Origin of the sequence: Micromonospora sp. NPDC005087 (genome assembly GCF_042872965.1) — a bacterium.
Taxonomy (GTDB): Bacteria; Actinomycetota; Actinomycetes; order Mycobacteriales; family Micromonosporaceae; genus Micromonospora.
Genome location: NZ_JBIALB010000002.1, coordinates 301183 through 324230, shown reverse-complemented (window position 1 = coordinate 324230; position 23048 = coordinate 301183). Strand labels below are relative to the sequence as shown.

Sequence of the window (23048 nt, the reverse complement as noted above, 5' to 3'; positions counted from 1 at the left end):
GCCGGCGGGCACCTGGACGCCTGCCACAAGGGTACGCGGACGCCCCAGCCTCCCGCGCCGCGCGCCCGCAGCGCGGGAGGGACGGGACGTCAGCCGACGCGGGCTCCGGCGACCGGGCCGTGCGCGACCCGCGCCTCCCGGCACACGCCCACGGCGGTCAGCTCGGCGGCGATCCGCTCAGCGGCGGCCGCGTCGGCGGCGAGGAAGACACAGGTCGGGCCGGAGCCGGAGACAAGGCCGGCGAGCGCACCGGCCGCCTCGCCGGCCTTGAGGGTGTCGGCCAGCGCCGGGCGCATGGCCAGCGCCGCGTCCTGGAGATCGTTGCCGAGGGTGCGGGCGAGCACCCGGGGGTCACGCTGGCGCAGCGCGCCCAGCAGCGCGTCGGTGCTGCCCAGCGGGGCACCGGCGGTGCGGGCGTCGCGGAGCCGGTCCAACTCGCGGTAGGCGGCCGGGGTGGACAGGCCGCCGTCGGCGATCGCCACCACCCAGTGCCAGGAGGTGGGGCGTACCAGCACGGGGCTGACCGCCTCACCCCGGCCGGTCCCCAGCGCGGTGCCACCGTAGATCAGGAACGGCACGTCGGAGCCGAGGTCGGCGGCGATCCCGGCCAGCTCGTCACGGGACAGCCCGGTGCCCCAGAGCGCGTCGCAGGCCACCAGCGCGGCGGCGGCGTCGGCGCTGCCGCCGGCCAGCCCGCCGGCGAGCGGGATCTGCTTGCGCAGGTGCAGCCGGGCGTGCGGCAGCACCCCGGCGTACCCGGCCAGGGCGTGCGCGGCGCGGATCACCAGGTTGGTGTCGTCCAGCGCCAGTTCGCCGGTGCCTTCGCCCTCCATCGTCAGGGCGAGCGTGTCGCCCCGACGGGCGGTCAGCTCGTCGTAGATGGAGATCGCGTGGTAGACGGTGTTCAGCTCGTGGTAGCCGTCGCGGCGCAGCGGGCCCACCCCGAGGTGCAGGTTGACCTTGGCCGGCACCCGGACCTTGACCGGTCCGATGGCTCCGCGGCGCTCGTCGTCCTCGTCCGGTCGCCAGGCCTCGGTCACGGGGCGATGTCCCGAACGGCCAGGCGGATGTCGAACGACTTGATCACGATCAGCTCCTCGGCGTGGTCGGCATTCACCCGTACGCCTCCTCGGCGGGCACGGCGTCAGCCTACTTCGCGGCCGGCGTACCGACCGGAGCCGACGCGGCGATGGCGGCGAACTGCTCGACGGTCAGCGACTCCCCCCGGGCGCCGGGGTCGACGCCGGCCGCCGTGAGCGTGGCGGCCGCCCGGTCGGCGCCGCCGGCCCAGCCGGCCAACGCGGCGCGCAGGGTCTTTCGGCGCTGCGCGAACGCGGCGTCCACAACGGCGAAGACCCGTTCCCGGGGTACGTCGGCTCGGGGTGGCTCGCGGCGGGTGAAGGCGACCAGGCCGGAGTCGACGTTGGGCACCGGCCAGAAGACGTTCGGCGGCACCCGGCCGGCGCCTCGCGCCTGGGCGTACCAGGCGAGCTTCACCGACGGGATGCCGTACACCTTGGAACCGGGGCCGGCGACCAGCCGGTCGGCGACCTCCTTCTGCACCATCACCAGGCCCTTGCGCAGGCTGGGCAGCTCGGCGAGCAGGTGCAGCACCACGGGCACGGCCACGTTGTAGGGCAGGTTGGCCACCAGCGCGGTCGGCGGCGGGTCGGCCAGCTCGGCGGCGTCGACGCGCAGCGCGTCGGCGCGGTGCACGGTGAGCCGGCCGGCGTCCGCGCCGGCGTGCCGGGTGGCGGTCTCCGGCAGCGCGCCGGCGAGCACCGGGTCGATCTCCACGGCGTGCACGTGCCCGGCGACCGGCAGCAGCCCGAGGGTGAGCGAGCCGAGCCCTGGGCCGACCTCCAGGGCCACGTCGTCGGGGGTCAGGCCGGCGGCGGTGACGATCCGGCGCACGGTGTTCGGGTCGTGCACGAAGTTCTGGCCCAGCTTCTTGGTGGGCGCGACGCCCAGCCGGGCGGCGAGTTCCCGGATCTCCGCCGGGCCGAGGAGTCCGGTCATGGCTGGCAGCGTATGCGCCCGCACCCCGCCGTTAGGAAGGGCCCCTTGTACAACACCAGGCGATTGCAAGGTGCCGCCCTTCCTAACGTCCGGGCGTGCGATGGGGCCGGGCTCACCACGGGCCGAAGACGCGGTCGCCGGTGGCGGAGATGGCCGCGCACAGCTCGTCCAGGTCGGCGCCGGTGGTCGCGGCGAGCGAGCGGACGGTGAGCGGGATCAGGTACGAGGCGTTCGGCCGGCCGCGGTACGGCGTCGGGGTGAGGTAGGGAGCGTCGGTCTCCACCAGGATCTGGTCCACGGGGGTGAGCGCGGCGGCCTCGCGGAGCGCGGCGGCGCTGCCGAAGGTGACGGTGCCGGCGAAGCTGAGCACGTACCCGCGGCGGACGCACTCGCGGGCGAAGTCGGCGTCACCGGAGAAGCAGTGCAGCACCACGGTGTCCGGAGCGCCCTCGTCGTCGAGGATCCGCAGCACGTCGGCGTGCGCGTCCCGATCGTGGATCACCAACGCCCGGCCGTACCGCTTGGCGATCGCGATGTGCGCCCGGAAGCTCTCCTCCTGCGCGGCACGCCCCTCGTCGCCGGTGCGGAAGAAGTCCATCCCGGTCTCGCCGATGCCCCGGACCCGGTCGCGGGCGGCGAGTGAATCGATCTCCCGCAGCGCCTCGTCGAGGTCGGCCAGCCGGGGCGCCTCGTTGGGGTGCAGGGCCACCGTGGCCAGCACGGCGGGATGCCGGTCGGCGATTTCCACGCCCCACCGGGAGGAGACCACGTCCACCCCCACCTGGACCAGCCGGTCCACGCCGACCTTCGCGGCCAGCGAGATCGCCACGGCGACCGGGTCGTCGGCCGGCCCGCCGCCGGGTACGCCGGCCTCGCTGACGGTGATGTCCAGGTGGGTGTGGCTGTCCAGCACCGGCCGGGGCAGCGGCTCGGGGGCGGGCGGGAACTCTCCGGCCCGCCGTGCGGCACGCTCTCGGCGGGTTTCAGCAGGCTCGCTCATCAGCGACAGCATCACACACCGGGGCTGTCCATCCACCCGCCACCCGACGTTCACCTCGCCTACGCCGCGCGACTCTACCATCGCCGCGTGGGCGGACTGAGTGCGTCACCGGGCCGACGCGACAGCGTGACGGCCCGCATCTCACCGAGTGGAGGGAGGTGACGGCATGAGCGTCATTCCCCAGGCCAGCGACGCCGCCAGCGAACGTACCGGGCTGCGCGTGGCGTTCGGCGGCGGCGTCTACCCGGCCGAGGAGATCGCCCGCGGCGCCGCGTACGAGCTGTTCAGCGCCGACGAGGTGCCCGGTTTCGAGTGGGCTCCCCGACCCGGCAGCGCCCTGCCGTGGCACCGGTTCGTGCACGTCACCGAGGTGACGGCGGTGCACGGGGCGGTGGAGCCGGCCGAGGAGCCGGACACGCCGCTGATGCTGCCGGCACACCGGGAGCGGGGGTGGGCGCAGCTGCACCAGCTCAGCCAGCAGCCGGCCGCGGCGGGTGACCCGATGGTGGCAGCGGCACGCGCGTCGGCGGTGGTCCGGCGGGGCACCCGGATGGTGAAGGTGCTCTCCCCCCGACAGCTCGCCGGGTACGTGCGGGGGTGGTTGCCGCACGGCTTCTGCTACCGGGAGCACGACGTGGCACACCTGCGTACGCCGGCGGCGACCACGGTGCTGCGCACCGACGGCGAGGTCGGCCGGGACGGCCTGGATGTGGCGTACGCCCTGCGCTGGCGGGCTGCCGACCCGGGTGACTACGACGTGCCGGTCGGCGAGGCGCACCACGGTCTGACCGCGCTGGCGCCCCGGGACCGGCTGGGCCCGCCGGTGCTGGGTACCGGGTTCGTGCCGAGCAACGCCCAGCTCATTCCGGAGTTCATCACCCGGGACTTCGCCGACCTGCCGATGCCCGCGAACGCCGCCCTGCTCGCCTACCCTGCGGAGGGGGTGGAGGTGGTGCTCTACACCTATCAGGCCGAGCAGCGCGGGTGGCTGCGGATGGTGGGCCCGCAGTGGCGGCACCTGCTGGCCGCGGTGCCGGGTCTCTCCCCGGACCAGGAGTACGTGCCGACCGGGGACGCGCCGCGCTCCACCCAGCTGGTCGGCGTGCACGGCGACGGCGAGTACGAGGCGGTGGCGGACCTGCCCGGCGGGTTCCGGGTGCTGGCGATGACCCGGGCGGCCCGCTACCCGGTGGACGCGGTGGCCCGCCGGATCCGGTTCGCCCGGTGGCGGGGCGTGCCCTGCCTGGTGCTGCGGGAGGAGGCCGGTTGGCTGCGGCTGCGGCTGCGCCAGCCGGATCCGGACACGGTGCTCACGACCGGGGCGCAGTGCCACGATCGTGGCGTCTACGAGACCTGGGCGCCGGTCGCCGAGGTGACCGACGATCAGGTGATGGACACCCGGTACGCGCTGTGAAGCCCAGCGGCGGCACGGCGCCCGGGTGGGCGCCGTGCCGCCGCACGGCGACGTCCTGCGCTCAGCCGGCCAGCCGGGCCAGCTCCTCGTCGACGATCGACGGGTCGAGCTTGCGGAACACGGGCTTCGGCGCGGCCAGCGGACGGCCGGCCTCCAGCGGCACCGACTCCCAGCGCGCGCCGACCGTGTAGTCCCCGGTCAGCACCGGGTACGCCGGCCCGCCGTCCAGGTCGTCGACCTGCTCGATGACGGGCATCGGCGCGTGCACGCCGGTGCGGCCGAGCAGCTCGTGCACCTGCTGCGCGGAGTGCGGCAGGAACGGGGTGAGCAGCGTGTTGGCGTCGCTGATCACCTGGAGGGCGACGTGCAGGATGGTGCCCATGCGGGGCTTGTCCGCCTCGGCCTTGAGCTTCCACGGCGCCTGCTCGGACAGGTACTTGTTGGCTTCGGCGACCACCTTCATGGCCTCACCGATCGCCTGCTTCTGCCGGTGCCGGCCGATCAGGTCGCCGACCGTGGTGAAGCCGGCACGGGCCACCGCGAGCAGTGCCTCGTCGGCCTCGGTGAGGCCGGCCGGGTCGACCGGCGGGATGGCGCCGAAGTTCTTCGCCGCCATCGAGACGCACCGGTTGACCAGGTTTCCCCAGCCGGCGACCAGCTCGTCGTTGTTGCGGCGAAGGAACTCCGCCCAGGTGAAGTCGGTGTCGTTGCTCTCCGGGCCGGCGGCGGCGATGAAGTAGCGCAGCGCGTCGGCGTCGTAGCGCTCCAGGAAGTCCCGGACGTAGATGACCACCTTGCGGGACGAGGAGAACTTGCGCCCCTCCATGGTCAGGTACTCGCTGGAGACCACCTCGGTGGGCAGGTTGAGCTGGCCCAGCTCGCCCGGCTCACCGTCGCGGGAGCCCTCGCCGGAGTATCCGGAGAGCAGCGCCGGCCAGATCACCGAGTGGAAGACGATGTTGTCCTTGCCCATGAAGTAGTAGGACCGGGCGTCCTTGCCCTCCCCGTCGGCGGACCACCACTTCCGCCACGCCTCGGGATCGCCGGTGCGGCGGGCCCACTCGATCGAGGCGGACAGGTAGCCGATCACCGCGTCGAACCAGACGTAGATCCGCTTGTCCGGCCGGTCCCGCCAGCCGTCCAACGGGATCGGTACGCCCCACTCCAGGTCCCGGGTGATCGCCCGCGGCTGGAGGTCGTCGAGCAGGTTGCGGGAGAACCGCAGCACGTTGGGCCGCCACCCCTCCCGGGTGTCCAGCCACTGCCGCAGGACGTCGGCCAGCGCGGGCAGGTCCAGGAAGAAGTGCTCGGTCTCGACGAACTTCGGAGTTTCCCCGTTGATCCGCGACTTCGGGTCGATCAGGTCGATCGGGTCGAGCTGGTTGCCGCAGTTGTCGCACTGGTCACCGCGGGCGCTGTCGTACCCGCAGATCGGGCAGGTGCCCTCGATGTACCGGTCGGGCAGGGTGCGCCCGGTGGACGGGGAGATCGCGCCCATGGTGGTCTTCGGCACGATGTAGCCGTTGCGGTACATCCCCTCGAACAGCTCCTGCACCACCGCGTAGTGGTTGCGGGTGGTGGTGCGGGTGAACAGGTCGTAGGAGAGCCCCAGGCCGTGCAGGTCCTCGACGATCACCCTGTTGTACCGGTCGGCCAGCTCGCGCGGGGTGACCCCGTCGGCGTCGGCCTGCACCTGGATGGGGGTGCCGTGTTCGTCGGTGCCCGAGACCATGAGCACGTCGTGGCCGGCCATCCGCATGTACCGGGCGAAGACGTCGGAGGGAACGCCGAAACCGGAAACGTGGCCGATGTGGCGTGGGCCGTTGGCGTACGGCCAGGCCACTGCCGCGAGAACGTGACTCATGAGCAGCAAGCCTAGTGACCTCTCCGGGACGCCCGCGAACCAATGGGGGGTGCGGGGTCGGCGGACCGGTCCGGGCACCCCGCCCATTGGTCCGATTTGTGTCGACACGCGCTCAGCCTGCCCGATCCGACTCCGGCACCGGTGTGCAATGAACGTCGTGACTGGCAGACGAGCGGCCCGGGACCACGATGACCGTCCCACCGGGCCGACGGTCGGCGGCGACCCCAGCCCCGAGCCCGGCGGGGCGCGTGGTGGAACGGTCGCGCCCCAGCCCCGGCTGGTGCCCGGCGCCACCGCTTCACCGGCCCCCGCCGCCGGCCGGCCCGGCAGGCAGCGGCCCACGCCGGCGGGGCGGACAGCCACGCCGAAGCCGGACGGCACGGCGGGGACCGCCGCGGCTCCGGGCCGTCCCACGCCGGCCGCGCGGGCACCCACCTCGGCTCGTCCCACGCCGGCGGGCCGGTCGGGCGGCAGGGCACCGGCCGGCGGCGAGCCCGCGGCGGCCGTCGAGCTGCAGCCGACCACCGGGGCGCCGGTGGACGCGGTGCCGCGCCGGGTGCCGGTCCGGCAGCACAGCCGCTGGCACCGGGGCGCCCGCCGGACCGACGGCGACACGCCGCCGGATGGTGACGACGGCACCTACTGGGCGCCGATCGAGCAGGTGCACTGGGACGGCACCCCGGTCCGGGACGATCCCGCACCGGAGCGGGACCGGGGCTCCGGCGCGGCCCGGCGCCGGGCACCGACCCGCACCACTCCACCCCCCGAGCCGCTGCCCGGGCTCGCGGTGCTGGTGCTGCTGAGCCTGGTCGCGGCCTTCTTCGCCTGGGTCAGCGCCGGCCCGTTCTGGCTCGCGGTCGGGCATGCCCGGGTCGGCACGGTGGTGATCGACGACTGCACCGGCGGCGGGCTCACCCAGCGCTGCCGGGGAATCTTCACGGCGGACGACGGGCGGTTCCTGGCACACGGGGTACGGGTCGGCGGCGTACCCGCCGGTCGGGACGTCCCCGGGACGGCGCTGCCGGCGCGGATGGCCGGCCCCGACGGCGGCACCGCGTACGTCGACACCGGCGTGGCCCGGCACCTCCGCTGGCTGCCCGGCCTGCTGGTGGTGCTCGGCTGCGCCGCCGGTATCGCCCGGTGGACCGGAGCGACGCGGCTGCCGGGCCGACGGAACCGCCGCTGGGCGGTCGCGGTCGCCGTCGCCGGCCCGGTGCTGATCACTCTCGGTTTCCTCGCCGCCGCGTGGTGACCCGTCCGCCCGGTGCGCTCCCGCCTGCGGGACCGACCACCCGGTGAACCCGGTCCGACGCGCCGCGAACGTGGGTCAGCTGTGCACGATGGTGTAGACGTCGCGGCGGCGCAGGGCGTACTCGGTGGCGACGTCGGTGATGGCGTCGCGGCGTGACCGGCCGGCCGCCTCCCGCTCGGCGACCGCCGCGCGCAGGGTGTCGTCGTCGGGGCGTTCCGCGGCGGTCACCGGCGCCCCGGCCACCACCAGGGTGATCTCCCCGCGCGGATCTCCCTCGGCGGCCCACCGGGCCAGCTCGCCGAGCGGGCGGCGCAGGACCTCCTCGTAGGTCTTGGTGAGCTCCCGGCAGAGCGCCGCCGGCCGGTCCGCCCCGAACGTCTCGGCCAGGTCGGCGAGCGCCGCTCCGATCCGGTGCGGCGCCTCGAAGAAGACGAGGGTGCGCTCCTCGGCGGCGAGGGCGCGCAGCCGGGATCGGCGGGCGCCGGGAGTACGGGGAAGGAAGCCCTCGAAGCAGAACCGGTCGCAGGGCAGCCCGGAGACGGCCAACGCGGTGGTCACCGCACTCGGCCCGGGCGCGACGCTGACCGGCGCCCCGACGTCCAGTGCGGCCCGGACCAGCCGGTAGCCGGGGTCGGAGACGCTCGGCATCCCGCCGTCGGTCACCAGCGCCACCACGTACCCGCCGAGGATGACTTCGACCAGCTCGGGGGTACGTCGCTCCTCGTTGCCCTCGAAGTAGGAGACGATCCGGCCGCCGACGGTGATGTCGAGGTCGCGGGCCAGCCGGGTGAGCCGGCGAGTGTCCTCGGCGGCCACCACGTCGGCGCTGCTCAGGACCTCCCGGAACCGGGCCGAGGCGTCGGCGGGGTTGCCGAGCGGGGCGCCGAGCAGGATCAGGCGCCCAGCTTCGGACATTTCACCCACAGGATCGTCTCCTTCGTTGACAGCGGATACCGGTATCAGGGACGACGGACGCCACCGGACACGTTGGCAGCCTACGATCGCCGGGTGACGAGTGCGTCGACAGCGCAGAGCCCGAGCGCCGACCCGGCAAAGATGGTCGACGTGACGAGCGACCAGAGCCCCGACCAGGAGTCCGCGTCGCCCCCCGCCGGCGGTGGCGCGGTGTCCGGCGGGGTCCGCCGACGGTTCACCACCGTCGACACCCGGCTGGACCGCTTCTCGTGGCTGGCCACCGCCGTCGTGGTGGCCATCGCGGCGATCCTGCGCTTCGTCGGCCTGTCCAGCCCGAAGGGCAAGATCTTCGACGAGACGTACTACGCCAAGGACGCCTACGGGCTGATCAGCCGCGGCGTCGAGTGGAACTACAAGGACAACGCCCCGTCGTACGTGGTGCACCCCCCGCTGGGCAAGTGGCTGATCGGCCTCGGCGAGTGGGCCTTCGGCTATCAGGACGTCGAGTCGAAGGTCTCCGTCCCCGGGCACCTGATGACGACCGCCCCGGAGTTCGGCTGGCGGTTCTCGGCGGCCGTGGTCGGCACGCTGTCGGTGCTGCTGCTGGTCCGCATCGGGCGGCGGATGTTCCGCTCGACGGTGCTGGGCTGCGCGGCCGGCCTGCTGCTCGCTCTGGACGGCTTCCACCTGGTGCTGTCCCGCGCGGCGCTGCTCGACATCTTCCTGCTCTTCTTCGTGCTGGCCGCGTTCGGCGCGCTGGTGCTCGACCGCGACGCCCGCCGCCGGCGCTGGGCGCGGGCGCTCGACGACGGGCTCGACCCGTCCCTGCCCGGCCGCGCCGGCCGGCCGCCGACCGGCTGGCGCACCTGGCCGTGGTGGCGGCTCGCCGCCGGGGTGCTGCTCGGCTGCGCCTGCGCGGTGAAGTGGAGCGCGCTCTACTTCGTGCCGGCCCTCGCGCTGCTGGTGCTCCTCTGGGAGGTCGGCGTCCGCCGCTCGGCCGGGGTCCGCCGGCCCTGGCGGGACACCCTGCTCGACGAGCTGCCCTGGCTGGTGCTGGCCGGCGTGCTGATGGTGGGCACCTACCTGGCCACCTGGTCGGGCTGGCTGCTCAGCGACGACGGCTACTACCGGCTCGCGTCGTCCTATCCGAACGCCCCGCTCAGCGACACCCCGGTGATCGGTCCGCTGATCAACCTCTTCGAGTACCACCGGGCGGCATTCGGCTTCCACACCGGGCTGGACACCCCGCACAAATACCAGTCGTGGCCCTGGCAGTGGCTTCTGCTCGGCCGTCCGGTGGCGTTCCACTGGTCCGGCGATGGCGCCTGTGGCGCGCCGTCCTGCGCCTCGGAGATCTTGCTGCTCGGCACCCCGCTGCTCTGGTGGTCGTTCCTGCCCGCCCTGGTGGCGCTGGTCTGGCTGGGTGTTGTGGCTCGCCGCGACTGGCGGGCCGGAGCGCTCCTGCTCAGCGTGGCGGCCGGGCTGCTGCCCTGGTTCGTGTTCGCCCTCGACGGCCGGACGATGTTCTCGTTCTACGCCGCACCCGCGCTGCCCTTCCTGGTGCTGGCCGTCGTCTACGTGCTGGGTGCGCTGATCGCCCCGGCCGGGGGTGACGTCGGCGAGGTGGCGCCACTGGTGCCCGGCGACCCGGGCTATGAACGCCGGTTGGTGGGCAGCATCGCGGCCGGCGCGTACGTGCTGCTGGTGGCGCTCTGCTTCGCGTACTTCTATCCGATCTTCGTGGGTCGGCTGATCCCGTACTCGGACTGGCTGTCCCGCATGTGGCTGGACGGGCGCTGGATATAAGCATCGGCAGGCGACGCGCCGCTCAGCGCGACGGAAACGGGCCCGCACGCTTCGGCGTGCGGGCCCGTTCTACACAGATGCGCGCCCCGATCGCCTGCCACGGGGGAAGCGGGCGATTGGGGCGCGCATGAGCAGCTTAACCACCGCGCACCACCGGCACAACGGGTCGACTTGGGTCAGATTTCCGACGGATGCGGGCCGGGCCGACGCCTCCCCTCCGGCCGTTGACCGAGGGTGACCCGGCGTGGACTCAGCGCCCCGAACGAGCAGGCCCGAGGCCGCGCGACCCCGCTCGCCGCGCCCACGTCCGGCGCCCGCCGGACCGGTGCCCGGCGGTCACCAACCACCACCCAAATGATCATCCAAAGTGGATCTAACTACACTGCGGGCCGTGATCAACTTCAGACGATCGGCGGCCGTCCTTCTCGGACTGCTGGCGACCACCGCGCTGACCGGGCCGGTCCCGGCGGCGGCCGACGAGGAGCCGGTGGCCGAGCCGCCCCGGGTCGAGCTGGTGCTCGACGTCAGCGGCTCGATGCGGGCCGCGGACATCGACGGGCATAGCCGAATCTCAGTCGCCCAGCAGGCGTTCAACGAGGTCGTGGACGCACTGCCCGCCGAGACACAGCTCGGCATCCGGGTGCTCGGCGCGACCTACCGGGGCAAGGACAAGAAGGCCGGCTGCCAGGACACCCAGCAGATCGTGCCCGTCGGGCCGGTGGACCGTGCGCGCGCCAAGGCGGCGGTGGCGACGCTACGACCGACCGGGTTCACGCCGGTCGGCCTCGCGCTGCGCTCCGCCGCGCAGGACCTGGGCACCGGCGCCACCACCCGACGGATCGTGCTGATCACCGACGGCGAGGACACCTGCGCCCCGCCGGACCCGTGCGAGGTGGCCCGCGAGCTGGCCGCCCAGGGCACCAGTTTGGTGGTCGACACGCTCGGCCTGGCCCCCGACGAGAAAGTCCGTCGGCAGCTGCTCTGCATCGCCGGCGCGACCGGCGGCACCTACACCGCGGCGCAGAGCGCCGAGGAGCTGACCGACCGGATCAAGCAACTCGTCGAGCGTGCCGGTGACACGCACACCCGGGCCCCGACCGTGGTCGGCGGCGCGAACGCCTGCGACTCGGCGCCACTGCTGGCCCCCGGCGTCTACGCCGACCGGGAGGCGTTCTCCGAGCACCGTTACTACCGGGTGCCGGTGCGCCCCGGGCAGGAGCTGCGCGCGTCGGTGAGCATGGCTCTGGACCGGCCGGTGAACCGGGACTACGGGGTGCTGCTGCGGGCCACCGCGGCGGACGGCCGGGAACTGGTCCGTGGCGCGGACGCCGGCAGCGGGCGCGCCGACGTGCTCTCCGCCGGGCTGCGCTGGTCGGCCAGCGCCGACGACGAGGACGCCGTCGAGGCCGAGGAGACCGCGGCAGCGGCCATCGAGCCCACCACCGTCTGCCTGGTGGTGAGCAACTCCTTCGCCCCGCGCCCAGGCACCGCGGCGACGCCCGGCATGCCGGTCGAGCTGACCGTCGACGTGGTCGCCGCCGCGCCCGCGCCGGACGGGCCCGACCTCGGCCGGGGCTGGGCGCTGCTCGCCCTGCTCACCGTGGCCGGCCTGCTCACCGGACTACTCGCCGGCCTGCTCACCCGCTGGTGGGTCGCCACCTGGAGGGAGAACTGATGCGTACCGCACTGTTCCGGTCGCTGGCGGCGGTCCTCGCCGCCGGCGGGTCCGCGCTGCTGCCCGCGGCGGCCGTCGCCGCCCCCACCCCCTCGCCGGGCGCCACGCCGGTGACCCGGGCCGGCACGTCGTTCCTGACCGCCACGCCGATCACCGCCGGGCAACCGGTGCGGGTGGACGCCTCGGTCGGCGACCACCTCTACTGGTCCTTCCCGGCAACGGCCGGGCAGGTGCAGGAGATCAGCGCCACCGTCACCTTGCCGAAGGCACGCGGCGGTGATTCCACCTGGACCGTCGACGTCTTCGACGGGTTGCGCCGGCGGCAGGCGTGCACCGCCGGGGCGCAGACCCCGACGGTGGACGCGCGGGCGTCGAGCGTGGCGCTGGGCTGCACGCTGCGCGAGGTGCGGCCCTGGGCGGAGCCGTGGTCGGCCGATCCGCTGCCCGGCACGTACGTCATCCGGCTCTCCGTGGTGGACCTGCCGGAACCGGACCTGGGCGCGCCGATCGACGTCGACCTGCTGGTCGGCACCGTCGCCGACCGGGGCGCCTCGGCCGACGACGGTGAGTTGGCCGCGCCGCTGGTGCCGAACACCAAGGCGGGCACGGTGCTCACCGCCGTACCGGCGGCCGACGCGGAGGCCGACGACGAGGGTGACTCACTGGCGGACTGGCTGCCGGATCTCGGCTCGCGCTGGGTCTGGACCGGCATCGGCGGTGTGCTGGCCGCGGTAGCCGGCGTCGTCGGCTTCGCCCTGACCCGGCGACCCCGGCGCGGCTGAACGAGCCCGACCCCCGGTGGCCCCGCCCGGCGGCGGGGCCACCGGCGGGCTCAGGAGCGTCGCGAGCCGCGCGGCAGCCAGCCGATGAACCGATCCTGGAGGGACATCACCGGGGCGGCGCGCAGGTCCTCCGTGGCGGCGGCGAGACAGGAGCCCAGGTAGACGCTGAGCATCGCCCGGTCACCCCCGTATTCGGCCAGCAGCCGGCTGCGCTTCGTCGCGCACGGCCACTCTTCGCCGCAGGAGCCGCAGCTCCAGCCGGGGGTTGTCGGGGCGTGATCGTCAGCCCGTCCTCCCGGCCGTTCCGCACCATCGGTCATCGCACGTCCTCTCCAGATGTCCGCAGGACTGGCGGTTGCCGAGCCCCGGTCAGCGGCTGATGGTGGCCCCCCGGTGTCATCAGTGCGAGCGCTGCGCGTCCCTCCGGTGTTACATCCTTCCGGTACGTTCTCCCCTCGTGGCAGTCGGAAAGTTGACGGTCGACCCGAAGTCGGCGCAGCGCGTCCCTATCTACCGACCGGTAGCCGGCAATGCGTGACCTGCTGCCCGCGACGGTGGCGGTGGCCGTCGCCGGCCCGGACGACTGGGTCGGGGAACTGCTCGCCGCGGAGCAGGCCTGCCTGGGCGAGCGGGCGGTTCAGACCCGCCGGCGGGACTTCACCGCCGGGCGGGTCTGCGCCCGCCGGGCGATGGCCGGCCTCGGCCTGCCACCGGCCGCCGTTCCGGCCGCCGCCGCCCGCGCGCCGGTCTGGCCGGCCGGGGTGGTCGGCAGCATCACCCACACCACCGGCTACTGCGCCGCCGCGGCGGCGCGCAGCACCGACCTCCGGTCCGTCGGAATGGACGCCGAGCAGCACCGCGAGATAAATGAGGGAGTACGCCGACTCGTGCTGCTGCCCGAGGAGGAGGAGGCCTGCGCGCGGCTGCCCCGCGGCGTCTCCTGGCCGGTCGTGCTGTTCAGCGCCAAGGAGACCGTCTACAAGGTCTGGTACCCGGTCGTCGGGAGTTGGCTGGACTTCCACGACGCCCGGCTCGATCTCGACCCGGACGCCGGCACGTTCACCGCCCGGATCGCACCGGCCCGGGTGGACGCGGCGGCGGTCACCGACCCGCCGGCCACGGTCAGCGGCCGGTTCGTGGTCGCCGACGGGCTGGTCCGCACCGCCGCCGTTCTCCCGCTGCGCTGACACCCAGCGTCCGGCACCGGACCGTCCACCGTGGTGGTCCGGCGTGGGACGGGATCTGGCGCGGCGACCGGTCGGTCAATGACGCACGGTAGCGTCGGCGGGTTCGCGAACCGCACGTACCGAGGCGTCAAGGAGTACGGTGACCCACCCCCAGCCCCCCGTCGGGCCGCAGGACCCCCAACAGCCGAACCCGGAGCCGCCGACCCAACCGTTCCCGGCGACACCGCAGCAGTCCGCCGCCGAGCCGACGGTCCCGCAGGCGCCCGTGCCGCCCAACCCGTGGTCGGCAGGGGGGAACGCGCCGCAGGCGCCGTACGCCAGCCCGCCGTACCCGACCGCGCCGGACCAGGCCTGGCCGCCGCCGCCGTTCTCGGGCGGCGCGTACCCGGGAGCGGGCGGCGGCGCGTACCCGCCACCCGGCGGGCCGGGCCACCCGCTCACCATGCCGCCGCCCGTACCCGCGAAGAACTCCAAGAAGACCGTGGTGGTCATCGCGGTCACCGCGGCCGTGCTCACCCTGCTGTGCTGCGCCGGCGGCATCGTGGCGGTGGTCATCGGGGCGAACCGGGCCGCCAACGACGTGACCGAAGCCCTGCCGGCCCCGGGCGTGACCCGGGGCGTCGGGCAGCCGCCGATCGGCGCCCCCTCGTCGGCCCCGCGCTCGTCGGCCCCGCCCTCGACGGACGACGACACCCGGAACATGTCGCCCGGGGACACCCTGGTCATCGACGGCGACGACGGCACCGTCGAGATCACGGTGACGAAGTTCAGCACCTCCACCAAGCCCTGCAAGTCGTACGGCCTCAAGCCGGACGAGGGCATGTACGTGATCGCGGACGTGACGGTCGCAGTCACCAAGGGCACCGGTTCGACGAACCCGCTCTTCTTCCAATGGGTCGCCGCCGACGGCACCGAGACCAACGCGATCGGTGGGGCCTTCTCGGGCTGCGGCAAGCCCATGCCCGCCGGCAACGACCTGACCGCCGGCACCAAGCGCACCGGCAGCGTCGTGTTCGACGTGCCCGACACCAAGGGTGTGCTGGAGTACCAGCACGAGTTCGAGACCGCCGGCTCCTGGAAGCCCTGACGTTTTCCCCGACGGAGGGCGGGGACGCAAGTCAGGAGAGGCGTCCCGCCGCGACGAAAGGGAGGCGACATGAGCGTGGAGAGGGCGAACGACCAGGTTGAGCGCGTGGCCGGTCCGGCGAAGGCGCAGGTGGGCAACATGACCCGGAACGAGCGGTCACAGGCGGATCACGTGGCGCAGCGCGATGAGATCCGGGGCAACCAGCCCGGCGAGCACGTCCAGGAGGACGCCCGGGACGTTTCGGACGACTTCACCAGCTGACGCGCCACTGCGGTGGCGCCCCGTCTGGCGTGCCGGGGGCGCCACCGCACGGCTGGCAGCCGGTGCCCATCCCTGGCGGGTTCGTCGTGCGCGCGAAGGACGACGGTCAGCCGAAGGTGTCGCTGCAGACGCGCCAGCCCGGTTCGGTCTCGAGCCGGAGACTAACCGACGTCGTCGCACCGGAACCGCCGGTCAGTCGCACGGTCACGAGCGCACTGCTGCCGGCTTCATTGCCGAATCCGGCCCGCCCGAGATCGTGGGAGACCGGGCGGCCCAGTCGCTCCACCGCCTCGGTGAACTCTTCGACGCTGATTCGGACCTTCACCTCCGAACACATCGAGCGGTCAGCGGTGTCGTCCTGGTTCTGCTCCAGGTGCTGCACGAACCGATCGGCTGCGGCTCGCGCCTCATCGATGTCCGGGCCGCCGTACATCCACACCAGAAAGCCGAGCACCGGAAGGAATGCCGCCGCCAGCAGCGCCACCACGCAGGCGGCGGCGACGGCCCACGGCCCCCAGCCTCGCTGGCCAACGGCCCCGGGCGGCGTGTGCATCGGTGGCGTCATACCCGGCACGCTAGCCACGGCGAGTCAGGTCCCGAACACGACCGGAGCACAGATCGATCTCGGCCGCGGTTACCGTGCCCACGCCTCCTTGGCGGTGACGACCGGACGGTCGGTGCGTACCGATTCCTCGATGGCGAGGCTGATGAGGTGGTCCTGGCACGCCTCCGCCAGGGGATACGGCGCCGGGCCTTCCTCCCGTGCCCAGGCGCCGGCGCGAGCCATGATGTCGGCCACGGCGATGTCGTCGTCGGACATTCCACTGCCGACGAACGGATTGCGGTAGACCACGGCGCCGTCGAAGCTGATGTGCTTCAGGTCGAGCCCTTCGAGGTTCAGGTCGACGCCGGTCTGCCGCCGCACCAGGGACGACTCCACCGGCGTGGCCGGATCGACCAGGCGGACCACCCGATCGTCCACCAGCTCGCCGAGCGACCCCCGCACCACCAACCGGCGGGTACGCAGGGGGTTCCACCACTGGTTGTCGGTGAAGTCGTACAGCCCCATCCGCCCGCCGAAGTCGATGGTGGCGAGGGTGGTGGAGAGTTGCTGCGGGGTGGCGTCACCGCTCCAGCCGGCGGGTGACAACGGGTTGGCCAGTGGCGCGACGAACGCCCGCGCGTTGACCTCGGCGACGTCGTACCCGACGCCGAGCAGACCACGGATCAGCGAGACCGCGTGGTACAGGTGCGTGGAGGAGACCTGGACGGAGGTCGGCTCACCGAGCACCCCGGCGCGGATCACCTCCAGCCGGGCCGCGTGCCCGGGCATCAGCAGGTACTGCTCGGCGACCTGCACCAGGTCACTGCCTCCGACGTCGGACCAGAGGGACCGCAGCCCCGCCAGGTCGGGCGCGGGCGGCGTCTCGGCGAGCACCGGCACCCCGGCCGCGACCAGGTCGCGGGTCGCCTCGGGCGTCACCGACCAGGGCACCGACACGATGACGAAGTCCGGCCGCTCGTGGGCGAGCAGTTCGGCCGTCGTGCGGAAGGTCCGCACGCCCCACTCGGCCGCCACCGCGGCACCGCGCGATTCGGTACGCGTGACCACCCCGGCCGCGCGGAACCGCTCCGGCAGCAGTCGAGCCAGGCGGAGGAAGAACTCGCCCCGCCAACCACTGCCAACGAGGCCGAACCTGGTCTGGACCGCCGATGTCATGTGGACTCCTCACGTCGAGTCCGGATGCTAGTCGGCCGATTCGCTAGGGTTGCCCGGGATCCGCGCCAGCAGAGAGGCGGAGGATGGTCACCAACCCGTCGCTGGACTACTACCTGATCCTGGCCGGTCATCCGGCCGGCGAGGTCGAGGGGATCGTCGTCGAGGAGTTCACCCGCCACCCCGACCATACGACCGCAGGCCTGGACAGCGCGGGCTGGACGCCCGCGGGTGCCGGCTGGTGGAGTTCCGCTTCGTTCAGCCGCCGCATGCGCTCCGACCCGGAGCTGCTGGCGAGGGTGCTCCCCACCTGCCGCAGCGGTGCGGAGAACGCCTGTCGCACACTCGGTGGCGGTCAACTTCCGGCCGAAGCGGTGCTGCGTACGTACTTCCACGACCACCAGCCGTTCCCGACCGTTCCGCCGCTGCGCTTCGGCCCCGCGCAGCCACCCGCCGGATTCCACGAGCGTCGCCTCTACCGTGTCCTCTTCGCCAAGGACCTCCGGGAGGAGCAGGTGGCGAGCTTGCGCACGGCCTGGCATTCGGCGGTCGACAGGTCGCCGGGGTCGGTTGCCGCCGGTCACCTGGAGCAGGGCGATGACCAGTTCACCTGGGACCTACGTCGAGTCGGGCACGGGCTCGCCTGGTGCCTGGACGTGACCGTCCTGGTGGGCAATGCCGACTCCGCGGCGGTGGCGGCCACCCTCTGCGACCTGACGAACCTTCTGCGTCAGCACGGCTTGATCCCGGTGACGACCGAGCGTTTCTCCTGATCCGTTCGGGTCTGTTCGGGACGCGCCAGTCGCCGATCGCCGTGGGAGGGGACTACTGATCGCCGCTGCCCGGAGTCTCCTCGTTGTTCCTGGCCAGCCCGCTGAGAAGCACATCGATCATGTGCCGCGCGCGGTAGTCGGGGAAGGTCTCGACGCCGATACACAGGTTGCCGATGGCGAGCATGAGGTCGTACGCCCGGGTGTCCGAATGCGTCTGGCCGGCGGCGGCTGATGCCTTGAGCAGCTGATCGAGCACGGGCAACAAGCGCTCGACGAACTCCGCGTGCAGACTTTCGAAGCCGGCCTGGTCCGAGCGCAACGCTTCAGCCAGACCGTGTTTGGTCACGAGGAAATCGGCGAAGCGAAGCACCCAGCGCCGGAGAGCATCGTACGGTGTCACACCAGGTTCGGCGACCGCCGTGTTGCCGGCGAGCGCGTCGAGTTGATGCCGAAACACCGCGACCACAAGGTCCGCCCGGGTCGGAAAGTGCCGGTAGACGGTGCCCATGCCGACACCCGCCTCGGCGGCGATGTTGCGCACGGGAGCGTCCACGCCGGAGCGCACGAAGACAACGCTGGCGGCCTCAAGAAGCGTGCGCTGGTTGCGCTGAGCGTCCGAACGCGGTCGCCGGCCGACGCGCGGAGGTGGTTCGGTAGTCGGTGGCATGGCGCACATCCCAACACTGGTTATATGGAGCGCTGCTCCGTATCGTAAGCGGAGCGACGCTCCGGAATCCGGCGTACAGGTCGACTCGTCCGTCGCCCTTCGCTGCTGTACAAGATCGAAAAAAGCCGTTTCCGACTCGCGGAAACGGCCTTGAACTGGGTGGAGCTGAGGGGATTTGAACCCCTGACCCCCTCGATGCGAACGAGGTGCGCTACCAGTCTGCGCCACAGCCCCTCCGCCGGCGAACCGGCTTCGGTCCCACCCGGCTTACACCGGGCGGGCCGGCAGCAAGGCTAACAGGTCGCCGGCCCCCACCGCGAATCCGCCCCCGGCGCGGCGCTCGCACCCACCCGAAGATCCACTCGACGTCCTGGAAACCGGGGCATGCGGGACGCCGCGACACCCCGACTTCCAGGAAACCGAGTCGATCAAGCGCCGCGGCGCGCGCCACTACCGGGCCGCCACTGCGGCCGTCGCACGCGCCGCAGCGGACTCGAGGCAAGCCGCCGCACTCAGGCCGTTCAGGCGCCGCGGCCGGCCTCGTAGGGGCGTCCGCGCAGGCCACCGGACCGCCGGTAGGAGACCGACGCACCGTTGACAGCCGCTGGCAGGTCGCCCGGCCGGTCCAGGCCCATGGCGGCGCGGCGTACCCCCTCGCGCTGGGCTGCCAGCCGACGCTGCGCCTCCCGACGGGCCGCGGCGCGGCGGGCCTGCTCGCGGCGCACCTCGGCCTGCCGGGCTGCCAGCCAGGCCGCCTCGCGGGCCCGGGCCCGGCGCCGGCGGCGGCCGGCCAGGGCCCGACCGCGCAGGTGGACGACGTACACGGCCAGCAGCATGAAGGTGACCGAGAAGCCGATCCAGAAGCCGGGGCTGACGAACAGCACGCCGATCAACTCGACGACGTTGAGCAGCAGCAGGGCGGCGAGGACGCGGCGCCGCCGGTACACGGCAGGGGTGTGCTGCCGGCGGGGCGGCGGGCGGCGGCGGGACCGCTTCGATGCGGGCGGCACGGCCCGCAGCCGGCCGGAACGGCGGCCTGCCGGAGGCGCGGAGACCGGCGCGGTCAACGCTCCGGTAGCGGCATCCTCACTGAGGGTGACAACAAGTGAGCGCGGCGGGTGCACGGGCCGGCGCCCCGGCACAGTGCGGCGCCGTCGGCGGCGCTGGAGCACCCGCGCCGTCGACTGCGCCCGCTCCGCCACCAGCCGCTCTGTGGCGTCGTACCGGCGGACCAGCGCCGGGGCCAGGGCGAGCAGGCCGGCGGCGGCGAGGACGGCGAGGAGCACCGAGGTCGGCACCCTCACCCCTCCCGTCACCTAATTCGGAGCAACCACCACCCGACCGCAGGATCTTCCACCGATCGCGCCCGGCCGAGTGGATCGTCCGGATGGGCAGTGCTTGCCGAAGCTTGCAGTTACTTGAGGTTACGGCGCACCGACCGGGATGCCGCCGCGCCGCGCCGATCCCGTCCGTGGGACGACGGAGAGGCCGTCGGGAATCCCGTCCCGGCTACGGCGGCCCAGCCTCGCTCGCCCGGGATTTCCCGGCAGCCTCCTACCGCGCGTTGGCGCGAACCCGGTGCCATCGGGCCAGCAGACCACCCTCGGCAGCAATCTCCTCACTGGTCATCGCGTATCCGATGTGGTCCCGCCATGCGCCGTCGATGTGCATGTAGCGCACGTGGTACGACTCCTCGCGGAAGCCCAGCTTCTCCACCACCCGCCGGGACGGCCGGTTCTCGGGGCGGATGTTCACCTCCACCCGGTGCAGCCCGCCGGGGCCGAACGCGTGGTCCACGGCCAGCGCGAGCGCGGTCGGCATCACGCCCTGGCCGGCCACCCGGGCGTCCACCCAGTAGCCGACGTACCCGGAACACAGGGCCCGCCGCACGATGCTGCCCACGTTGAGGTGCCCGACCAGCCGGTCCCGGTCGGCCTCGCGCAGGCAGACCGCGAACGGCATGCCCTCGCCCTCGCGGGCCGAACGCCGCTGGTCACGGTGCACCCAGCGGAACGCGGCTGGCGAGTTCAGCTCGTCCCAGTCGCCGGGCAGCGACGACTCCCAGGGTGACAACCAGGCCCGGTTGCCTCGCCGTACCTCCGACCACGCCCCCGCGTCGGAGCGCCGGTAGGGCCGCAGCAGCACCGGGCCGTCGACCAGCACCGCCGGCCAGCCGGGCGCCCGCTCGGGGCCGAAGAGACTCACCCGCACAGTCTCCCGTGCGGGACCGTGTAGCGCGCAAGTCGACCCACCGTCCTCCGCGCAGAGGGCCTCATGTTCGTGGGGCCGGGAGGCGGACCACCGATCGCCCCGACGCACCGCCACACCTGCCGGCGGGAGACCGGGACACCGTCACCGGCGACGGTCAAGCAGCAGGACGTCCACCGTGGAGCCGGCGGCGGCGGTGGTGACCCGCTCGCCGAGCACCAGCAGCCCGTTCGCCTCGGCCAGCCCGGAGAGGGTGAACGGCCCACCGCTGAGCGGCTGCACCGTGTACCCGCCGCCGCGCCGCTCGGCGACGTGGGCGGGCCGGAACTCGCGCAGCCCGCCGGGTGACGACACGGTCTCCAGCAGGTGCGCCCGCACGCTGGGCCGGAACACCGGCTCGGCGCCGGCGAGCAGTTGGATGGCGGGACGGGCCAGCACCTCGAAGCCGATCAGAGCGGCGCCGGGGTCGCCGGGCAGGCAGACCACCGGCACCTCCTCGGCGCCGACGGTGCCGAAACCGAGCGCGGTGCCGGGATAGAGCGCCACGTCGGTGAAGGTGACCGGCCCCGCCCGGCCGCCCTCCCGGCGGGACAGGATCCGGCGCACCATGTCCCCCGGGCCGGTGCCGGTCCCCCCGGTGGTGATGATCAGGTCGGCGCGCAGGGTCTGGTCCTCCAGCAGCCCGCGCAGCCCCTCCGGGTCGTCGTCGCAGATGCCCACCCGGTACGCCAGCGCCCCCACCTCGGCCGCGGCGGCGGTCAGCGCGTGCGAGTTCGCGTCCACCACCTGCCCGGGCTGGCTGCCCCGGCCCACGTCGACCAGCTCGTCGCCGGTGGCCACGATCACCACGCGTGGGCTGGGCCGGACCACCACGTGCCCGATGCCGGTGGCGGCGAAGACCGCGACCAGGGCCGGGGAGACGTACGTGCCGGCCCGGGCGAGCAGGGTGCCGGCGGGCAGCTCCTCACCGGCGCGGCGTACCCCGTACCCCCGCTTGGGGGTACGGAAGATCTCCACCGCGGCCATGCCCTGGTCGGTCCACTCCACCGGGACCACCACGTCGGCGGCGACCGGCAGCGGCGCCCCGGCGGCCACCGAGAAGCACGAGCCCGGGGTGAGCCGGACGGGCCGCCAGCTCGCCGCGCCGAGGTCGCCGACCACGTTCAGCCGGATGGTCCGGCCGCCGGGCGTGCCGGAGGGGGCCGGGACGTAGCTGGGGCCCCGGCCCCCTCCGGAAATGTCCTCCCAGCGGGCCGCGTACCCGTCCACGGCCGCCTGGTCGAAGGCCGGAAAGGCGTGCGGCGCGACGACGTCCTCGGCGAGGACGTTGCCGTACGCCTGGGTGAGGTCGAGGTCGAGTGGCGGCAGCGCTCGTAACCTGCGCAGCACGCTGCCCAGGTAGTCGGCGAGCGGCGTCAACTCGTTCGCGGCCGCCTCGGCGTCGGCCGTCGCGGTCATGTACCAGATCCGCCTGCCGCATCGGCCTTGACGAAGCCGGCCAGCCAGGAGCGGAACTCGGCGCCCATGTCGTCGCGCTCGGCGGCGATCTGCACCACCGTCTGGAGGTAGCCCAACGGCATTCCGGTGTCGTAGCGGGTGCCCCGGTAGACGATCGCGTGCACCGGCGTGCCCTCGGTGCGCAGCAGCTCCATCGCGTCGGTCAGCTGGATCTCACCGCCGCTGCCCGGCTTTGTCCGCCGGATCGCGTCGAAGATCGTGCCGGGCAGCACGTAGCGGCCCAGCACCGCGAGGTTGCTCGGCGCGTCCTCCGGCTGCGGCTTCTCCACCATGCCGGTCACCTTGACGACCTCGCCGATGTCGGTCAGCTCCGCCTCGGCCGGCTCGACGGAGGCGATGCCGTACCGCTTGGTGTCGGCCGGGTCGACCTCGAAGAAGGCGAGCACCACGCCACCGGTGCGGGCCTGCAGCTCCAGCATGGCCGGCAGCAGCGGCTCGGACGGCTTGACGAACTCGTCGCCGAGCAGCACCGCGAAGGGCTGGTCGCCGACGTGGGCCTCGGCGTACCCGACGGCGTGGCCGAGCCCGAGCTGCTCCGGCTGCCGGACGGTGTAGATCTCGGCCAGGTCACTGGGCCGGCGCACTGCGGCCAGCCGCTCGGCGTCGCCCTTCTCCTCCAGCCTGGTTTCCAGGTCGGGGCGACGGTCGAAGTGGTCCACCATCGACGTCTTACCCCGACCGGTGATCAGCAACACGTCGCCCATGCCGGCCTGGGCGGCCTCCTCGACGATGTACTGCAACACCGGCCGGTCCACCACCGGCAGCAGCTCCTTGGGCACCGCCTTGGTGGCCGGCAGGAACCGGGTGGCCAGTCCGGCGGCCGGGATGACGGCCTTGACCGCCAGGGGACGGCCGGTTGCGGCGACCGTCGATGAGGGGTTCGCTGAGTGCTCCGACATGCCG

The 23048-nt window shown here is 73.5% G+C and carries 22 protein-coding genes and 1 tRNA gene; 9 read left to right on the top strand and 14 right to left on the bottom strand.

The window, feature by feature from the left end:
* Nucleotides 1-89 precede the first annotated feature (89 nt).
* The 3 genes from ACFYPS_RS06585 to ACFYPS_RS06575 all read right to left on the bottom strand — a co-directional run bounded on the left by ACFYPS_RS06585 (nt 90) and on the right by ACFYPS_RS06575 (nt 3031).
* The gene (locus tag ACFYPS_RS06585; RefSeq protein WP_354964610.1) at nt 90-1040 is read right to left on the bottom strand and encodes a 4-(cytidine 5'-diphospho)-2-C-methyl-D-erythritol kinase; all 951 of its coding nucleotides are present in this window, start codon (nt 1038-1040) and stop codon (nt 90-92) included.
* 109 nt (nt 1041-1149) lie between these two features.
* Nucleotides 1150-2019, bottom strand: coding sequence for a 16S rRNA (adenine(1518)-N(6)/adenine(1519)-N(6))-dimethyltransferase RsmA (gene rsmA, locus ACFYPS_RS06580; RefSeq protein ID WP_354964609.1), 870 nt, complete (start codon nt 2017-2019; stop codon nt 1150-1152).
* Nucleotides 2020-2131: 112 nt separating this feature from the next.
* Nucleotides 2132-3031 carry a TatD family hydrolase gene (locus ACFYPS_RS06575; RefSeq protein WP_387323206.1) on the bottom strand — a complete coding sequence of 300 codons (900 nt, stop codon included), beginning with the start codon at nt 3029-3031 and terminating at the stop codon, nt 2132-2134.
* Nucleotides 3032-3185: 154 nt separating this feature from the next.
* Between ACFYPS_RS06575 and ACFYPS_RS06570 the strand changes: the two genes are divergently transcribed.
* On the top strand, nt 3186-4433 hold the full coding sequence (locus tag ACFYPS_RS06570) for a hypothetical protein (RefSeq protein WP_387323204.1): 1248 nt from the start codon (nt 3186-3188) through the stop codon (nt 4431-4433).
* Between the two features lie 61 nt (nt 4434-4494).
* Here ACFYPS_RS06570 and metG read toward each other — a convergent pair whose 3' ends face one another.
* Nucleotides 4495-6297, bottom strand: coding sequence for a methionine--tRNA ligase (metG, locus tag ACFYPS_RS06565; RefSeq protein ID WP_354964606.1), 1803 nt, complete (start codon nt 6295-6297; stop codon nt 4495-4497).
* Between the two features lie 148 nt (nt 6298-6445).
* Between metG and ACFYPS_RS06560 the strand changes: the two genes are divergently transcribed.
* Nucleotides 6446-7549: a hypothetical protein gene (locus ACFYPS_RS06560; RefSeq protein ID WP_387323203.1), complete on the top strand. Its 1104-nt coding sequence runs from the start codon at nt 6446-6448 to the stop codon at nt 7547-7549.
* A 75-nt stretch (nt 7550-7624) separates the two neighbouring features.
* Here the strand turns inward: ACFYPS_RS06560 and rsmI are convergent, their stop codons facing one another.
* Nucleotides 7625-8464 carry a 16S rRNA (cytidine(1402)-2'-O)-methyltransferase gene (rsmI, locus tag ACFYPS_RS06555; RefSeq protein ID WP_387323201.1) on the bottom strand — a complete coding sequence of 280 codons (840 nt, stop codon included), beginning with the start codon at nt 8462-8464 and terminating at the stop codon, nt 7625-7627.
* A gap of 141 nt (nt 8465-8605) precedes the next feature.
* Between rsmI and ACFYPS_RS06550 the strand changes: the two genes are divergently transcribed.
* From ACFYPS_RS06550 to ACFYPS_RS06540, 3 genes are all read left to right on the top strand, one after another.
* Complete coding sequence (locus ACFYPS_RS06550) at nt 8606-10270, top strand: dolichyl-phosphate-mannose--protein mannosyltransferase (RefSeq protein WP_387323598.1); 1665 nt, start codon at nt 8606-8608, stop codon at nt 10268-10270.
* 391 nt (nt 10271-10661) lie between these two features.
* Complete coding sequence (locus ACFYPS_RS06545) at nt 10662-11945, top strand: VWA domain-containing protein (protein ID WP_387323199.1); 1284 nt, start codon at nt 10662-10664, stop codon at nt 11943-11945.
* Nucleotides 11945-12727 (top strand): peptidase, encoded by a 783-nt coding sequence (locus tag ACFYPS_RS06540; protein ID WP_387323197.1) that lies wholly within the window; start codon nt 11945-11947, stop codon nt 12725-12727. The genes ACFYPS_RS06545 and ACFYPS_RS06540 overlap by 1 nt, the downstream gene beginning before the upstream one ends.
* Before the next feature lie 50 nt (nt 12728-12777).
* Here ACFYPS_RS06540 and ACFYPS_RS06535 read toward each other — a convergent pair whose 3' ends face one another.
* Nucleotides 12778-13047, bottom strand: a complete 270-nt coding sequence (locus tag ACFYPS_RS06535) for a hypothetical protein (RefSeq protein ID WP_387323195.1) — start codon at nt 13045-13047, stop codon at nt 12778-12780.
* A 210-nt stretch (nt 13048-13257) separates the two neighbouring features.
* Here ACFYPS_RS06535 and ACFYPS_RS06530 point away from each other — a divergent pair, with 210 nt between their 5' ends.
* From ACFYPS_RS06530 to ACFYPS_RS06520, 3 genes are all read left to right on the top strand, one after another.
* Nucleotides 13258-13914: a 4'-phosphopantetheinyl transferase gene (locus ACFYPS_RS06530; RefSeq protein WP_387323193.1), complete on the top strand. Its 657-nt coding sequence runs from the start codon at nt 13258-13260 to the stop codon at nt 13912-13914.
* 139 nt (nt 13915-14053) lie between these two features.
* Entirely contained in the window at nt 14054-15001 is a 948-nt protein-coding gene (locus tag ACFYPS_RS06525) for a DUF4352 domain-containing protein (RefSeq protein ID WP_387323191.1), read from the top strand.
* A 69-nt stretch (nt 15002-15070) separates the two neighbouring features.
* Nucleotides 15071-15262, top strand: coding sequence for a general stress protein CsbD (locus tag ACFYPS_RS06520; protein WP_387323189.1), 192 nt, complete (start codon nt 15071-15073; stop codon nt 15260-15262).
* Nucleotides 15263-15368: 106 nt separating this feature from the next.
* Here ACFYPS_RS06520 and ACFYPS_RS06515 read toward each other — a convergent pair whose 3' ends face one another.
* Both ACFYPS_RS06515 and ACFYPS_RS06510 read right to left on the bottom strand, forming a co-directional pair.
* Nucleotides 15369-15827 carry a hypothetical protein gene (locus tag ACFYPS_RS06515; protein ID WP_387323187.1) on the bottom strand — a complete coding sequence of 153 codons (459 nt, stop codon included), beginning with the start codon at nt 15825-15827 and terminating at the stop codon, nt 15369-15371.
* 69 nt (nt 15828-15896) lie between these two features.
* On the bottom strand, nt 15897-16982 hold the full coding sequence (locus ACFYPS_RS06510; protein WP_387323185.1) for a Gfo/Idh/MocA family protein: 1086 nt from the start codon (nt 16980-16982) through the stop codon (nt 15897-15899).
* A gap of 83 nt (nt 16983-17065) precedes the next feature.
* Between ACFYPS_RS06510 and ACFYPS_RS06505 the strand changes: the two genes are divergently transcribed.
* A complete protein-coding gene (locus tag ACFYPS_RS06505) occupies nt 17066-17752 on the top strand; it encodes a hypothetical protein (protein WP_387323183.1) in 687 nt (228 codons plus the stop codon).
* A 52-nt stretch (nt 17753-17804) separates the two neighbouring features.
* On the opposite strand, the gene ACFYPS_RS06500 is transcribed toward ACFYPS_RS06505, so the two are convergent.
* The 6 genes from ACFYPS_RS06500 to ACFYPS_RS06475 all read right to left on the bottom strand — a co-directional run bounded on the left by ACFYPS_RS06500 (nt 17805) and on the right by ACFYPS_RS06475 (nt 23044).
* Nucleotides 17805-18419 carry a TetR/AcrR family transcriptional regulator gene (locus tag ACFYPS_RS06500; RefSeq protein ID WP_387323181.1) on the bottom strand — a complete coding sequence of 205 codons (615 nt, stop codon included), beginning with the start codon at nt 18417-18419 and terminating at the stop codon, nt 17805-17807.
* Between the two features lie 160 nt (nt 18420-18579).
* Nucleotides 18580-18653: transfer RNA gene (locus ACFYPS_RS06495), tRNA-Ala, on the bottom strand.
* A 287-nt stretch (nt 18654-18940) separates the two neighbouring features.
* Nucleotides 18941-19723 (bottom strand): hypothetical protein, encoded by a 783-nt coding sequence (locus ACFYPS_RS06490; RefSeq protein WP_387323179.1) that lies wholly within the window; start codon nt 19721-19723, stop codon nt 18941-18943.
* A 250-nt stretch (nt 19724-19973) separates the two neighbouring features.
* Nucleotides 19974-20624, bottom strand: coding sequence for a GNAT family protein (locus tag ACFYPS_RS06485; RefSeq protein WP_354964591.1), 651 nt, complete (start codon nt 20622-20624; stop codon nt 19974-19976).
* A gap of 147 nt (nt 20625-20771) precedes the next feature.
* Nucleotides 20772-22085: a gephyrin-like molybdotransferase Glp gene (glp, locus tag ACFYPS_RS06480; protein WP_074316573.1), complete on the bottom strand. Its 1314-nt coding sequence runs from the start codon at nt 22083-22085 to the stop codon at nt 20772-20774.
* Nucleotides 22082-23044, bottom strand: a complete 963-nt coding sequence (locus ACFYPS_RS06475; RefSeq protein ID WP_387323177.1) for a UTP--glucose-1-phosphate uridylyltransferase — start codon at nt 23042-23044, stop codon at nt 22082-22084. Before ACFYPS_RS06475 ends, glp begins: the two co-directional genes overlap by 4 nt.
* Between the last annotated feature and the right edge of the window lie 4 nt (nt 23045-23048).

Excerpts from the sequence above, each read along its gene's own strand:
- rsmA (WP_354964609.1), bottom strand. The coding sequence starts at position 2,019 with ATGACCGGACTCCTCGGCCCGGCGGAGATCCGGGAACTCGCCGCCCGG.
- ACFYPS_RS06575 (WP_387323206.1), bottom strand. The coding sequence starts at position 3,031 with ATGCTGTCGCTGATGAGCGAGCCTGCTGAAACCCGCCGAGAGCGTGCC.
- ACFYPS_RS06570 (WP_387323204.1), top strand. The coding sequence starts at position 3,186 with ATGAGCGTCATTCCCCAGGCCAGCGACGCCGCCAGCGAACGTACCGGG.
- metG (WP_354964606.1), bottom strand. The coding sequence starts at position 6,297 with ATGAGTCACGTTCTCGCGGCAGTGGCCTGGCCGTACGCCAACGGCCCA.
- ACFYPS_RS06560 (WP_387323203.1), top strand. The coding sequence starts at position 6,446 with ATGAACGTCGTGACTGGCAGACGAGCGGCCCGGGACCACGATGACCGT.
- rsmI (WP_387323201.1), bottom strand. The coding sequence starts at position 8,464 with ATGTCCGAAGCTGGGCGCCTGATCCTGCTCGGCGCCCCGCTCGGCAAC.
- ACFYPS_RS06550 (WP_387323598.1), top strand. The coding sequence starts at position 8,606 with ATGGTCGACGTGACGAGCGACCAGAGCCCCGACCAGGAGTCCGCGTCG.
- ACFYPS_RS06540 (WP_387323197.1), top strand. The coding sequence starts at position 11,945 with ATGCGTACCGCACTGTTCCGGTCGCTGGCGGCGGTCCTCGCCGCCGGC.
- ACFYPS_RS06535 (WP_387323195.1), bottom strand. The coding sequence starts at position 13,047 with ATGACCGATGGTGCGGAACGGCCGGGAGGACGGGCTGACGATCACGCC.
- ACFYPS_RS06530 (WP_387323193.1), top strand. The coding sequence starts at position 13,258 with ATGCGTGACCTGCTGCCCGCGACGGTGGCGGTGGCCGTCGCCGGCCCG.
- ACFYPS_RS06520 (WP_387323189.1), top strand. The coding sequence starts at position 15,071 with ATGAGCGTGGAGAGGGCGAACGACCAGGTTGAGCGCGTGGCCGGTCCG.
- ACFYPS_RS06515 (WP_387323187.1), bottom strand. The coding sequence starts at position 15,827 with ATGACGCCACCGATGCACACGCCGCCCGGGGCCGTTGGCCAGCGAGGC.
- ACFYPS_RS06510 (WP_387323185.1), bottom strand. The coding sequence starts at position 16,982 with ATGACATCGGCGGTCCAGACCAGGTTCGGCCTCGTTGGCAGTGGTTGG.
- ACFYPS_RS06505 (WP_387323183.1), top strand. The coding sequence starts at position 17,066 with ATGGTCACCAACCCGTCGCTGGACTACTACCTGATCCTGGCCGGTCAT.
- ACFYPS_RS06500 (WP_387323181.1), bottom strand. The coding sequence starts at position 18,419 with ATGCCACCGACTACCGAACCACCTCCGCGCGTCGGCCGGCGACCGCGT.
- glp (WP_074316573.1), bottom strand. The coding sequence starts at position 22,085 with ATGACCGCGACGGCCGACGCCGAGGCGGCCGCGAACGAGTTGACGCCG.
- ACFYPS_RS06475 (WP_387323177.1), bottom strand. The coding sequence starts at position 23,044 with ATGTCGGAGCACTCAGCGAACCCCTCATCGACGGTCGCCGCAACCGGC.